General features: G+C 63.3%; 10 protein-coding genes and 3 tRNA genes. 11 read left to right on the plus strand and 2 right to left on the minus strand.

All coding sequences use genetic code 11. The features are described from left to right. The first annotated feature begins 2 nt into the window (after positions 1–2). Positions 3–878 carry a 3-deoxy-8-phosphooctulonate synthase gene (gene kdsA, locus C6V82_RS14835; protein WP_373297628.1) on the plus strand — a complete coding sequence of 292 codons (876 nt, stop codon included), beginning with the start codon at positions 3–5 and terminating at the stop codon, positions 876–878. A 36-nt stretch (positions 879–914) separates the two neighbouring features. Further along, the gene (gene eno / locus C6V82_RS14840; RefSeq protein WP_102587968.1) at positions 915–2,207 is read left to right on the plus strand and encodes a phosphopyruvate hydratase; all 1,293 of its coding nucleotides are present in this window, start codon (positions 915–917) and stop codon (positions 2,205–2,207) included. A gap of 544 nt (positions 2,208–2,751) precedes the next feature. Here the strand turns inward: eno and fdxA are convergent. Both fdxA and mutS read right to left on the minus strand, forming a co-directional pair. Further along, positions 2,752–3,075, minus strand: a complete 324-nt coding sequence (gene fdxA, locus C6V82_RS14845) for a ferredoxin FdxA (protein ID WP_023007499.1) — start codon at positions 3,073–3,075, stop codon at positions 2,752–2,754. 363 nt (positions 3,076–3,438) lie between these two features. Then, the gene (gene mutS / locus C6V82_RS14850) at positions 3,439–6,012 is read right to left on the minus strand and encodes a DNA mismatch repair protein MutS (protein WP_102587967.1); all 2,574 of its coding nucleotides are present in this window, start codon (positions 6,010–6,012) and stop codon (positions 3,439–3,441) included. 186 nt (positions 6,013–6,198) lie between these two features. Between mutS and C6V82_RS14855 the strand changes: the two genes are divergently transcribed. The 9 genes from C6V82_RS14855 to C6V82_RS14895 all read left to right on the plus strand — a co-directional run bounded on the left by C6V82_RS14855 (position 6,199) and on the right by C6V82_RS14895 (position 13,579). Then, positions 6,199–6,723: a CinA family protein gene (locus tag C6V82_RS14855; protein ID WP_102587966.1), complete on the plus strand. Its 525-nt coding sequence runs from the start codon at positions 6,199–6,201 to the stop codon at positions 6,721–6,723. 229 nt (positions 6,724–6,952) lie between these two features. Continuing rightward, positions 6,953–8,014: a recombinase RecA gene (gene recA, locus C6V82_RS14860; protein WP_102587965.1), complete on the plus strand. Its 1,062-nt coding sequence runs from the start codon at positions 6,953–6,955 to the stop codon at positions 8,012–8,014. A gap of 6 nt (positions 8,015–8,020) precedes the next feature. Further along, entirely contained in the window at positions 8,021–8,524 is a 504-nt protein-coding gene (locus C6V82_RS14865; protein ID WP_102587964.1) for a regulatory protein RecX, read from the plus strand. 173 nt (positions 8,525–8,697) lie between these two features. Then, positions 8,698–11,310, plus strand: coding sequence for an alanine--tRNA ligase (gene alaS / locus C6V82_RS14870; RefSeq protein WP_102587963.1), 2,613 nt, complete (start codon positions 8,698–8,700; stop codon positions 11,308–11,310). A 122-nt stretch (positions 11,311–11,432) separates the two neighbouring features. Next, complete coding sequence (locus tag C6V82_RS14875) at positions 11,433–12,683, plus strand: aspartate kinase (protein WP_102587962.1); 1,251 nt, start codon at positions 11,433–11,435, stop codon at positions 12,681–12,683. Between the two features lie 224 nt (positions 12,684–12,907). Further along, the gene (gene csrA, locus C6V82_RS14880) at positions 12,908–13,105 is read left to right on the plus strand and encodes a carbon storage regulator CsrA (RefSeq protein ID WP_102587961.1); all 198 of its coding nucleotides are present in this window, start codon (positions 12,908–12,910) and stop codon (positions 13,103–13,105) included. Between the two features lie 103 nt (positions 13,106–13,208). Then, a tRNA-Ser gene (locus C6V82_RS14885) sits at positions 13,209–13,301 on the plus strand. A gap of 25 nt (positions 13,302–13,326) precedes the next feature. Further along, positions 13,327–13,403, plus strand: a tRNA-Arg gene (locus C6V82_RS14890). A 99-nt stretch (positions 13,404–13,502) separates the two neighbouring features. Next, positions 13,503–13,579, plus strand: a tRNA-Arg gene (locus C6V82_RS14895). The last annotated feature ends 259 nt before the right edge of the window (positions 13,580–13,838 follow it).

Below are 13,838 nucleotides of genomic sequence, written 5' to 3' on the forward strand. Positions count from 1 at the left end.
CCATGACCCAGTCGATGATACCCGAACGCCAGACCGCGGAGCGTCATATATCGGTTGCCGGTCTCACCGCCGGCAATTCCCTGCCGCTGATGCTGCTCGGCGGCATGAACGTGCTGGAGTCCCGTGAGCTGGCACTGGAAGTGGCCGAGGCCTATGTCGAGGTCACCGGCAAGCTCGGCATGCCCTACGTATTCAAGGCGAGCTTCGACAAGGCCAACCGCAGCTCGATCCACTCCTACCGTGGCCCGGGGCTCGACAAGGGCCTGGCAATCCTCGCCGAGGTCAAGGAGCGCTTTGGCGTACCGGTGATCACCGACGTTCACGAGCCCTGGCAGGCCGCCGCGGTCGCCGAAGTGGCCGATATCATCCAGCTACCGGCCTTCCTGGCGCGCCAGACCGACCTGGTGGTGGCCATGGCCGGTACCGGGGCGGTGATCAACATCAAGAAACCGCAGTTCCTGGCGCCCCACGAGATGCGCCATATCATCCACAAGTGCGAGGAGGCGGGCAACGACCAGTTGCTGCTTTGCGAGCGTGGTTCGAGCTTCGGGTACAATAACCTGATCGTCGACATGCTCGGCTTCGGTGACATGAAGCAGACCGGCTATCCGGTGTTCTTCGATGTCACCCATGCCCTTCAGCGTCCCGGCGGGCGTGCCGACAGCGCCGATGGCCGCCGCGCTCAGGTGGCGGAATTGGCGCGTGCCGGTGTTGGCGTGGGGTTGGCCGGAGTGTTCCTCGAAGCCCACCCTGACCCGGACGCCGCGCTCTGCGATGGCCCCTGCGCCTTGCCGCTGGACAAACTCGAGCCGTTCCTTGCCCAACTCAAGGCCATGGATGACCTGGTCAAGGGGTTTGCACCGCTCGAGATCCAATAACGACTCAACAGCTGACACGAAAAAAAGGAAACCCGTATGACCAAGATCGTCGAGATCCATGCCCTCGAGGTGCTCGATTCGCGTGGCAACCCCACCGTGCAGGCCGAAGTCCGCCTGCAGAGTGGTGCCGTGGGTGTGGCCTGCGCGCCCAGTGGTGCCTCCACCGGTTCGCGCGAGGCCCTGGAACTGCGTGACGGCGACAAGAGCCGCTACCTGGGCAAAGGCGTGCTGAAAGCCGTCGAGGCCGTCAATGGCGATATTCGCCAGCGCCTGCTGGGTATGGATGCGCGTGACCAGCGCGGCCTGGACGACGCCATGCTGGCCCTCGATGGCACCGACAACAAGGCCAAGCTTGGCGCCAATGCGATCCTCGCCGTCTCTCTGGCCGCGGCCAAGGCAGCCGCCAACGCCAAGGGCATGCCGCTCTACGCCCACATTGCCGAACTCTATGGCAAGCCGGGCGAGTACCTGATGCCGTTGCCGATGATGAATATCCTCAACGGTGGCGAACATGCCGACAACAACGTCGATATTCAGGAGTTCATGGTGCAGCCGGTCGGCGCACCGAGCTTCCGTGAAGGCCTGCGCATGGGGGCCGAGATCTTTCATGCCTTGAAGAAGGTGCTCAGCGCCCGCGGGATGGCCACCTCGGTGGGTGACGAGGGTGGCTTCGCGCCCAACCTCTCCTCCAATGCCGAGGCATTGGCAGTGATCAAGCAGGCCGTCAGCGACGCCGGATACACCTTGGGTCAGGACGTGACCCTGGCGCTCGACTGCGCCTCATCGGAGTTCTACAAGGACGGCAAGTACGACCTGTCCGGTGAAGGCAAGGTGTTCGATGCCGCCGGTTTCGTCGATTACCTGGCCGAGCTCAGCGAGCAGTTCCCGATCGTCTCCATCGAGGATGGCATGGACGAGTCCGACTGGGACGGCTGGAAGGCCCTGACCGACAAGCTGGGCGACAAGGTGCAACTGGTCGGCGATGACCTGTTCGTCACCAATACCCGGATCCTCAAGCGCGGCATCGACGAGCAGATCGGCAACTCCATTCTGATCAAGTTCAACCAGATCGGCTCGCTCACCGAGACCCTGGACGCCATCAAGATGGCCCAGGATGCCGGCTTTACCGCGGTGATTTCTCACCGTTCCGGCGAGACGGAAGACACCACCATCGCCGACCTGGCCGTGGGCACCTCTGCCGGACAGATCAAGACGGGCTCGCTCAGCCGCTCGGATCGTGTGGCCAAGTACAACCGCTTGCTGGTGATCGAGCAGGAACTGGGCGACCGGGTCAGCTACCCGGGGCGTTCGGCCATCAAGGGCCAGTAATCGAACACTGTTGTCTTTGGCGCGATGTCATGTAGGAAATTGCTGACATCTACACGACGACATTCGCTAATACTGTATACGAAGACCGATGCCCTTGGCATCGGTCTTTTTTATAATATATTGATTATTATAATTTTTATTGAGTGTCTGCTGTGGGAGACGTATGCCGATGGCGACAGTGAGAGCGCGATGGAGCGGGTTGTGCTGCAACGCAGCTCTGCCACAATGCACTCGGGATAAGGAAACACGGCGGACAGGACGTTCGGGTGTTTCCGGCAGGAAGCAACGGGATGGTTACGGTGATGCGCCAGGTGCGGCAGGATGCTGCCTCCGGGCAAGGAAGACATCACAGGAGTCGGGCGGAGGGAACCGCCCATGGAATAGCTGGGAGCGGGCGGCCTGCGGGCCGCCTTTTTTTGTGCTCCGGACAAAATGACGCCGCCGAGTGTGTGAGACATTCGGCGGCGTCCTTGGTGTGCGGACATTGGTGTGCGGAGATTGGTGGGCGGAGATTGGTTTGCGTGCCAGGAGAATTACGCTTCGTTCAGCGCTCCAGCTGCTCGAGCTTGCCCGGCTTGCCATCCCACTCCTCGGCGTCAGGCAGCGGGTCCTTCTTTTCGCTGATGTTCGGCCACACCTCGGCAAGCTCGGCGTTGATCTCGATGAACGGTTCCTGGCCATCGGGTAGCTCATCTTCCGAGAAGATCGCCTCGGCGGGACACTCGGGCTCGCACAGTGCGCAGTCGATGCACTCGTCGGGATGGATCACCAGGAAATTGGGTCCTTCGTAGAAGCAGTCCACCGGGCAGACTTCGACACAGTCGGTGTACTTGCACTTGATGCAGTTCTCGGTGACGACGAATGTCATGCCACTCTTCCTCCCTCTGACCGGCGGTTGCCACGGTCGATGATGTGTGATGATAAAGTTATAAAAGCCAGCTTTTTTATGCTGAGTCTGCCGATGATCCGGTCATTCTAGTCGTGGCCTCATGGCCTCGCAAGCGATGGTAGGGCTGCTTCGCCTCGGCGCTGACCCGTCGGCAGGCCTGCGAGGAGGCGCTGTGAACCCATCCCTGGGCGCTACCGATGCCCTGCTTCTCTCTCGCGTCCCGCTTCGTTTGCAGGACCGGTGCTGGCCATCCATGGCCAGCCCGTTCGGAGCAGTGCTCCTCACCCATGGCATAGGACCTCCTCTTCGGCCTGCCCCCGGCGCGCCTCGCGATACGCCTCGCTATAAGGCGTCCCGCCAGCGGTAGAGCAGTTCCAGCGCCTGGCGGGGTGTCAGGTCATCCATGGCAAGGTTACCCAATTCCTCCACCAGGGGATGCGGGGCGCTGGCGAACAGGTCGTTCTGCAGTGGCATGGCCGTGTCGGTGTTGCCCGCGGAACGGCTTCCCTGATCGATTTCCTGCTGTTCCAATTGGCTCAGCTTCTCACGGGCGCGGGCGATCACTGCCTGGGGTACGCCGGCCAACTGGGCCACCTGCAAGCCATAGCTCTGGCTTGCCGGGCCGTCCTCGACGCGGTGCATGAAGACGATGCCATCCTTGTGCTCGGCGGCGGTGAGATGCACGTTGGCCACGCCCTCGGCCTGTTCGGCCAGCGCCGTCATCTCGAAGTAGTGGGTGGCGAACAGCGTGAAGGCGCGGCTGCGGGTCAGGTGCTCGGCACTGGCCCAGGCCAGCGACAGACCGTCGAAGGTGCTGGTGCCACGGCCGATCTCGTCCATCAGCACCAGGCTCTGGTCGCTGGCATTGTGCAGGATGCTGGCGGTTTCGGTCATCTCGACCATGAAGGTGGAGCGCCCGCCGGCCAGATCATCCGAGGAGCCGATGCGCGTGAAGATACGATCCACCGGGCCGATCTCGGCGCCATCGGCGGGCACGAAGCTGCCGGTATGGGCGAGCAGCGTGATCAGCGCGGCCTGGCGCATGTAGGTGGATTTGCCGCCCATGTTGGGCCCGGTGATCACCAGCATCCGGCGCGAGTCGTCCATCCGCAGGTCATTGGGCACGAAGGGAGCGTCGCTGACCTGCTCCACCACCGGGTGGCGTCCTCCCTGGATGGCGATGCCCGGGGTGTCGGCGAGGCGGGGGCGCACGAAATCCAGTGCCTGGGCGCGTTCGGCGAAGGCACACAGCACGTCCAGCGTTGCCAGGGCTCTGCCGCTTGCCTGAAGGGCATCGAGCTCGCCGTTGAGAGTGTCGAGCAGGCCGTCGTAGAGCAGCTTTTCGCGCGCCAGGGCGCGGGACTTGGCGGACAGCGCCTTGTCTTCGAACTCCTTGAGCTCGGGAATGATGAAGCGTTCGGCGTTCTTCAGGGTCTGGCGGCGCACGTAATCGACCGGCGCGTCGCGGGCCTGGGCACGTGGAATCTCGATGTAGTAGCCATGGACCCGGTTGTAGCCGACCTTGAGGCCGGCAAGCCCGGTGCGCTCGCGCTCACGGGTTTCGAGCCTCACCAGGTAGTCGCCGGCATGTTCCGCAAGCCCGCGGTGCTCGTCGAGCTCGGCATCGAACCCCGTGGCAAGCACGCCACCGTCGCGAATCACCACCGGCGGATTCTCGACCAGCGCGCGGGTCAGGGTGTCGGCGAGTTCGGGGTAGGGGCGGATATGGCGCTTCAGGTCGTCCAGCGCGCTGCCCTCGGCATAGTCGGCCAGGGCGGCGGCGAGTGCCGGCAGGGCGTTGAAGGCATCGCGCAGCCGCGCGAGATCGCGTGGCCTGGCACTGTAGAGCGCGACCCGGGCAAGGATGCGTTCAACGTCGCCGATGGCCTTGAGCGATTCGCGCAGATCGACGTAGCCTTCCTGGTCGATCAGCAATGTCACCGCCGCCTGGCGTGCCTGTACCTGGTCGCGATCGCGCAGCGGGCGGTTCAGCCAGCGCTTGAGCAGCCGCGAGCCCATCGCCGTGGCGCTGGTGTCGAGCACGCTTGCCAGGGTGTTGTCGTGGGTCCCGGCGAGGTTGGTATCGATCTCCAGGTTGCGCCGGCTGGCCGCGTCGATCACCACTGTATCATCGCGGCTCTCGACGCCGATGGCGGTGACATGGGGAAGCCGCGAGCGCTGGGTGTCGCGGGCGTACTCCACCAGCACGCCAGCGGCGGTGATGGCGGACTCCAGATGGGCACAACCGAATCCACGCAGGTCCTGGACCTGGAACTGATCGCACAGCAGGCGCGTGGCGCCTTCCAGGTCGAACAGCCAGTCGCTCTGGCGACGCAGGCCGCGCCTCCCCTCGAGCGTGGGGGGGAGCGACAGGCTCTCGGCCACCAGCAACTCGGCAGGATCGAGGCGCTGAAGTTCCGCCAGCATCTCGTGTTCGCCCTCCACCTCGAGCACGCTGAAGCGTCCGCTGGAAAGCTCCAGCCACGCCATGCCGATACGTTGGCCCGCGGCATGCACCGCCACCAGCAGGTTGTCGCGGCGGGCATCCAGCAGCGCCTCGTCGTAGAGGGTGCCGGGGGTGACGATGCGTACCACGCGACGCTCCACCGGTCCCTTGCTGGTGGCCGGGTCGCCGATCTGCTCACAGATCGCTACCGACTCGCCGGCTGCCACCAGCCGAGCCAGATAGCCCTCGGCGCTGTGGTAGGGTACGCCGGCCATGGGAATCGGCTTGCCAGCGGACTGGCCGCGCTGGGTCAGGGTGATGTCGAGCAGCCGGGCGGCACGGCGGGCGTCATCGAAGAACAGTTCGTAGAAGTCGCCCATGCGGTAGAAGAGCAGCACGTCCGGATGTTCACGCTTGATCTTCAGATACTGGGCCATCATCGGCGTATGCTGGGCGCTGGCCTGGGTCATGGTGGCTGCGGGCTCCTTGCGCTTGCGGGAGATGACAGGGCCGGGGTCGGCAGGCCAGGATTGCCTGCATCGGTCGGCCAAAGCCAGTATTCTACGCATATATTCCACGCACGTGTTCCAGGCGCTTGTCTTGGCTGCGTGGCGCACGCGGACGAGCGCCGACCCCCACCCGTACAGGAGTTCAACATGGGACATTCCGCGGCAAGCCTCGCCAATCTCGATCTCGCCACCCTGGCCGAACGCCTGGGGCGCCGCTGTCGCGAGCAAGGCGTGACACTTACTACCGCCGAGTCCTGCACTGGCGGTGGGGTGGCGAGTGCGATCACCGCAGTGGCTGGCAGTTCCGACTATTTCGAGACTGGCTACGTCACCTATTCCAATGCCGCCAAGGCCCGCCTGCTGGGTGTGCCCACGGCGCTGATCGAGGCCCATGGCGCGGTCAGCAGCGAGGTGGTCGAGGCCATGGTGGCGGGAGCCTGTCGCGACAGCGGCGCGTCTCTCGGTGTGGCGATCAGTGGTGTGGCGGGGCCTGGTGGCGGCAGCGACGACAAGCCGGTCGGCACCGTGTGGCTGGCCTTCGGCGATGAGCATCGCCAGTCCTCGGTGTGCCACCACTTTCCCGGCGACCGTCGCGCGGTGCGTGAGCGTGCGGTGCGCGAAGCGCTGGTGGGGTTGATTCGCGTCGTCGAGGCCGAAGCCCCGGTCGGTTGAGTCAATTTCGCGCTGGCCGAGCTTGGCTTCTTTCGCCATACTACTGGCTAGCCATACAGTGCATATTCGATGTATTCTGCCGACATCGTTTCTTGAGTGCCCATCTCGGCCATCGTCGGCCGGTATGTTCGTAGACCGGCACTTTCACGACCAGCACTTTCACGACCAGCATATCCATGAATCCGTACATCTACGCCTATCAATCTAGCCCCACAGCAGGAGACACGTGATGGCTCAGGACGACAACCGTTCCAAGGCGCTCAGCGCCGCGCTTTCCCAGATCGAGCGTCAGTTCGGCAAGGGCACCGTGATGCGCCTGGGCGATGCCCCGCGGGTGGTGATGCCGTCGGTATCCACCGGTTCGCTGGGCCTGGATATCGCCTTGGGCATCGGTGGCCTGCCGTATGGCCGGGTGACCGAGATCTTCGGCCCGGAATCCTCGGGCAAGACCACGCTGACACTGTCGGTGATTGCTCAGGCCCAGAAGCAGGGCAAGACCTGCGCCTTCATCGACGCCGAACACGCCCTCGACCCGAGCTATGCCGAGAAGCTGGGGGTCAATCTGGATGACCTGCTGGTCTCCCAGCCGGACACCGGTGAGCAGGCGCTCGAGATCTGCGACATGCTGGTGCGTTCCGGTGGCGTTGACGTGATCGTGATCGATTCGGTGGCGGCATTGACGCCGCGCGCCGAGATCGAAGGCGAGATGGGTGATTCCCATGTCGGCCTGCAGGCGCGCTTGATGTCCCAGGCGCTGCGCAAGATCACCGGCAACATCAAGAACGCCAACTGTCTGGTCGTGTTCATCAACCAGATCCGCATGAAGATCGGGGTCATGTTCGGCAGCCCCGAGACCACCACCGGCGGCAATGCCCTGAAGTTCTACTCCAGCGTGCGTCTCGACATCCGTCGTACCGGCTCGGTGAAGCAAGGTGACGAGGTCACTGGCAACGAGACCCGCGTCAAGGTGGTCAAGAACAAGGTGGCGCCACCGTTCCGTCAGGCCGAGTTCCAGATTCTCTACGGCAAGGGTATCTACCATGCCGGTGAGGTGGTCGACCTGGGCGTGCAGTGCAAGCTGGTCGACAAGGCGGGCGCCTGGTACAGCTACCAAGGCCAGAAGATCGGCCAGGGCAAGGCCAATGCCGCGCAGTTCCTGGAAGACAATCCGGCGATCATGGAAGAGATAGAAGGCCAGATTCGTGGCCAGTTGCTTGCCGCCCCGGCGTCCAAGGAAGAGCCCGAAGAGGCCGTGGCCGCCGACGCGGATCGCGAAGACGACCTGCTGTAAGCCATCATGTGGGGCAGCGACGCATCAGGTGGTGACGCGGCAAGCGGCAAGCGATCGCCGCGTGACGATGCCATTCGGCTGTTGGCGCAGCGCGAGTACTCGCGTGCCGAGCTTGCCACCCGTCTGAACGCGCGAGGCCACGAGGCGGCGGATATCGCAGCCTGCCTCGATGCGCTGGCCGAGCTCGACCTGCAGTCCGATACGCGCTTTGCCGAGAGCTTCGTGCGCTCTCGCGTGCTGCGTGGCCAGGGGCCGCTCAAGATTCGTGGTGAGCTTGCGCGACGTGGAATCGATAATGAGCAGGTGCGTGCCACCATGGCGACGGCGTCGCTCGAGGTCGACTGGTTCGCGCTTGCCGCTGAGACTCTCTCCCGGCGCTTTTCCGACCCTGGCGACACACCGCGTGAGCGTGCCCGGCGCGAACGTTTTCTGGCCGGGCGGGGGTTCGATTTCGAGCAGGTGCGTCATGCCGTGGAGCACGCCTGGGACTCGGCCCCAGAACCCCCCTAGCCGGCCAGTCCCTTCAGCCCCTTCAGTCCCTTGACAACTGAGGTATAATGTTACCCTTTGCGAACGCCCCGGGCGGCGTTGGCGGGTGGTTCTGGCGTGCACAATCCGGCGCCGACATGCCTCAGCTACCTTGACCGAGCCCGGGCCGACACGCCTCTCGTCACGGATATCCCATGAAAAGCGCAGACATCAGACAGGCCTTTCTGACCTTCTTTGAAGAGCAGGGCCATACCATCGTGCCGACGGGCTCGCTGGTGCCCGGCAACGACGCCACCCTGCTGTTCACCAACGCCGGCATGGTGCCATTCAAGGACGTCTTCCTGGGGCAGGATCCGCGCCCCTACGTGCGGGCGACCTCGGCCCAGCGCTGCGTGAGGGCCGGGGGCAAGCACAATGACCTCGACAACGTCGGCTATACGGCGCGTCACCACACCTTCTTCGAGATGCTCGGCAACTTCAGCTTCGGAGATTACTTCAAGCGTGACGCTATCCGTTTCGCTTGGCAGTTCCTCACCGAGCGGCTTGGTCTGCCCGCCGAGAAGTTATGGGTCACGGTGTTCACCGAGGATGACGAGGCCTACGACATCTGGGCCGATGAAATCGGTGTGCCCCATGAGCGCATCGCGCGCATCGGTGCCAAGGACAACTTCTGGCAGATGGGCGATACCGGGCCTTGCGGCCCTTGCTCGGAGATATTCTTCGACCACGGTCCTGAGGTGTGGGGTGGCCCGCCGGGCAGCCCCGAGGAAGATGGCGACCGCTACATCGAGATCTGGAACCTGGTGTTCATGCAGTTCGATCGCGATGCGGCCGGGAATCTCAACCCGCTGCCCAAGCCGTCCATCGATACCGGCATGGGGCTGGAGCGTGTCGCGGCGGTGATGCAGGGCGTGCATTCGAATTATGAGATCGACCTGTTTCAGAATCTGCTGGCGGCGGCGGCCGAAGCGACCGGTCATGCCGACACCCAGTCACCCTCACTGCGGGTGATCGCCGACCATATCCGTTCCTGCGCGTTCCTGATTGCCGATGGCGTGCTGCCCTCCAATGAAGGGCGGGGTTACGTATTGCGCCGGATCATTCGTCGGGCGATCCGTCACGGCCACAAGCTGGGGGCCGAGGGGGCCTTCTTCCACAAGCTGGTGGCGGCGCTGGATGCCGAGATGGGAGATGCCTACCCAGAGCTGCGTGAAGGCCGCGCGCAGATCGAGCGGGTGTTGCACAAGGAAGAGGAGCAGTTCGCGCGCACGCTGGATCATGGCATGCGCCTGCTGGAAGTGGCGCTGGCCGAACGTGATGGCGATATGCTGCCCGGCGAGACCGTGTTCAAGCTCTACGATACCTATGGTTTCCCATTCGACTTGACCGCCGATGTCTGTCGCGAGCGCGGTGTGAGCCTTGATGAAGCCGGCTTCAAGCGCGAGCTAGAGGCCCAGCGCGAGCGCGCACGTGCCGCCAGTCAGTTCGGCGCCGACTACACGGCAGCCCTCGAGCTCGAGGGGCAGACCGCCTTCACCGGGTATGACCGCCTGGAGGACAGCGCCACCGTCACCGCCATCGTCGATGAGGCGGGCAATGAGCGCGCTGCCCTGGCGTCGGGCGACAAGGGCATCGTGGTGCTCGACCGCACGCCCTTCTATGGCGAGTCCGGTGGGCAGGTCGGTGATGCCGGCTACCTGCACGTCGCCAATGGCCGTTTCCAGGTCACCGATACCCAGAAGCAGGGTGATCACCACCTGCACCATGGCGTGATGGTCGAGGGAGAGCTCGAGGTCGGTGGTGAAGTGCGTCCCCAGGTGGATGCCGGCCTGCGAGCCGCCACGGTGCGTAACCACTCCGCTACCCACCTGATGCACAAGGCGCTGCGCATGGTGCTTGGTGATCATGTGCAGCAGAAAGGCTCGCTGGTCACTGCCGAACGCCTGCGTTTCGACTTCAGCCACTTCGAGCCGATGACCCCGCAACAGCTGGCCGAGGTCGAGCGGCTGGTCAACGAGCAGATTCTCGAGAACGCCGCGACCCGTGTCGAGCAGATGAGTCTCGATGAGGCCAAGGCCAAGGGCGCGGCGGCGCTGTTCGAGGCCAAGTACGCCGATAACGTGCGCGTGCTGACCATCGGCGTCGATGACTTCTCCATCGAGCTGTGCGGTGGCACCCACGTGGCGCGCAGCGGTGACATCGGCTGTTTCCACATCATCGCCGAGAGCGGCATCGCCAGTGGTGTACGGCGTATCGAAGCGATTACCGGAGAAGGCGCGCTGGCCTGGTTTGGCGAGCAGGAGGCCAGGCTTCACCGCGTCGGCGAGCGTCTGAAGGCCAAGCCGGAGCAGGTCGAGGAGCGCGTCGACGCCTTGCTCGAGCGTAACCGGGGGCTGGAGAAGGAGCTCGAGCGCCTCAAGGCCAAGCTGGCCAGTGCCGCCGGCAACGACATGCTCGACGAGGCGCGTGAAGTCGGTGGGGTCAAGGTGCTGTCGGCCCGCCTGGAAGGCGTCTCCGGCAAGGAGCTACGCGGTGTGCTCGACCAGCTCAAGAACAAGCTTGGCTCCGGCATCATCGTGCTTGGCGTGGGGGATCAGGACGCTGGCAAGGTCAGCCTTATCGCCGGTGTCACCGACGACCTGACGTCGCGGGTGAAAGCCGGTGAGCTGGTCAATCACGTGGCGTCCCAGGTAGGTGGCAAGGGAGGCGGCCGTGCCGACATGGCTCAGGCTGGCGGCAACGATGTCGCCGCGCTGGCCGCTGCTCTGGACAGCGTGCCCGCCTGGCTCGAGGCCAAGCTTCAATAATCTCTGATGGGGCCGGTTGCAATAATGCTACCGGCCCCATTTCATTGCCGGTACGATTCGGCGAGTCACACTATTTCACTCATCCGAGCGAACCTCGCTCGACAATCGAGGGAAAACGGCAGATGGCACTATACGTACAGAAGTTCGGCGGCACATCGGTAGGCACCGTTGAACGCATCAAGGCCGTAGCCGAGAAGGTCAAGGGCTTTCGCGACAATGGCCATCAGGTCGTTGTGGTGGTGTCAGCCATGAGCGGCGAGACCAACCGCCTGATCGGCATGGCCAATGATATCAACGACGAGCCCACGCCTCGCGAGATGGACATGCTGGTCTCCACCGGCGAGCAGGTGACGATCTCCCTGCTGGCCATGGCGCTGCACAAGCTTGGCGTGCCGGCGACGTCCTACACCGGCTCCCAGGTCGGCATCCTGACCGACAGTGCACACACCAAGGCGCGTATCCAGCGCATCGAAACCGAGGAGATGCAGGAGGACCTGGACGATGGCCAGGTGGTCGTGGTCGCCGGCTTCCAGGGGGTCGACGAGGAGGGCAACATCACCACCCTCGGCCGAGGTGGCTCAGATACCACCGGTGTGGCGCTTGCCGCGGCCCTCAAGGCCGATGAATGCCAGATCTACACCGATGTCGATGGTGTCTATACCACGGACCCGCGTGTTTGCTCCAAGGCCCAGCGTCTCGACAGCATCACCGTCGAAGAGATGCTGGAACTGGCAAGCCTGGGCTCCAAGGTCCTGCAGATTCGCGCCGTCGAATTCGCCGGGAAATACAATGTTCCGCTGCGCGTGCTGTCCAGCTTCGAGGACGGCCCCGGCACCCTGATCGTTGCAGACTCCGACCAAGACGAGGATTCCATGGAAGAACCGCTGATCTCCGGTATCGCCTTTACCGCCAATGAAGCCAAGCTGACCCTGCTCAACACCCCCGACGTGCCTGGCGTGGCTTCCCGGATCCTGGGGCCGATCGCCGATGCCAACATCGAAGTCGACATGATCGTGCAGAACGTCGCGCCGGCGGGTGACTACACCGACTTTACCTTCACCGTCGCCAAGGGCGACTACAAGCAGACCATGCGCATCCTGGAAGACCAGGTGATTCCGGCGCTGGGTGGTGGTGATCTGCGTGGTGACGACAATATTGCCAAGGTCTCGCTGGTGGGCGTGGGCATGCGCTCCCACGCGGGTGTCGCCTCCAAGATGTTCCGTGTGCTGGCCGAAGAAAATATCAACATCCGCATGGTATCCACCTCCGAGATCAAGATTTCCGTGGTGATCGACGAAAAGCAGATGGAGCTGGCGGTACGCGCACTGCACAGTGCCTTCGGCCTGGACAAGAGCGATATCGAAAAGGAATAAGGCGTGTCTCCGGCGGTAGACACCTTCTACGCTTGTAGGGAATCCCGTGGCAGAACGGTGTCGGGCTTCCCTTCAACGGGAAGCCTCGGTGTCATGGGCCGGTGCACATTGGTCAGGGACGACGTCATGACACATAATGAGGCGCTGCCGCCATGCTGGCGCACATCCCGTTGCAAGACCGCTAGAGCAAGAAGCCCAGAACAAGCCTGAGAAGGAGATCAGCCATGCTCATCCTGACCCGCCGTGTCGGCGAGACCTTGATGATCGGAGACGACATCACCGTGACCGTTCTTGGGGTCAAGGGAAACCAGGTCCGCATCGGCGTCAACGCCCCCAAGGACGTTGCCGTGCATCGTGAAGAGATTTACCAGCGTATCCAGCGCGAAAAGGCCGAGGAGGATGGCGGCACCCACGAGGAATAACTCGCCTGGCAGGAAGGCGTTGTTAGGTGGCGCACGGGAAAAAATCCTCTGTCCCGCTGGACAATGACCTTCAGAAACGGTAAGATACGCGCCGTGTCGATGAGGAGAGGTGGCCGAGTGGCTGAAGGCGCTCCCCTGCTAAGGGAGTATGGGGTTTATAGCCTCATCGAGGGTTCGAATCCCTCTCTCTCCGCCATTATCGCGCACCGCAAGAAGATCAAGCGCCCGTAGCTCAGCTGGATAGAGTACCTGACTACGAATCAGGGGGTCGGAGGTTCGAATCCTCCCGGGCGCGCCATCTTCTTCGCTAGACAAGCTCAATGAGTCATTCTCAATGGGCTTTCGCGTTTCCATGACGTGTCCAACACGATTCTGTCCTTGTCGGACATCGTGATACGCGCCCGTAGCTCAGCTGGATAGAGTACCTGACTACGAATCAGGGGGTCGGAGGTTCGAATCCTCCCGGGCGCGCCAGATTTCTACCCGTCCTCTTCACGAGGACGGGTTTTCTGTTTTTAGCCGTACCCGTTCCGCGATCGTTTGAGGCGCCGTTGCGATGCAGCGGCGCCTCCTTTTTATGCGGCATCTCTGCTTGGTCTGGTGTGCCCCCGGTTTTGTAGACACTTTGCCGACAACCGAAGGTAAGGTGCTATGCGCTTTAAAATTCGACGTCAGTTCACGCTAGAGTTCAAACGCCATGTCGTCCAGTATTCACTGGAGGCCCCCGAAGCTC

Source organism: Halomonas urumqiensis, assembly GCF_003028575.1.
In the GTDB taxonomy this organism is placed as follows: Bacteria; Pseudomonadota; Gammaproteobacteria; order Pseudomonadales; family Halomonadaceae; genus Halomonas; species Halomonas urumqiensis.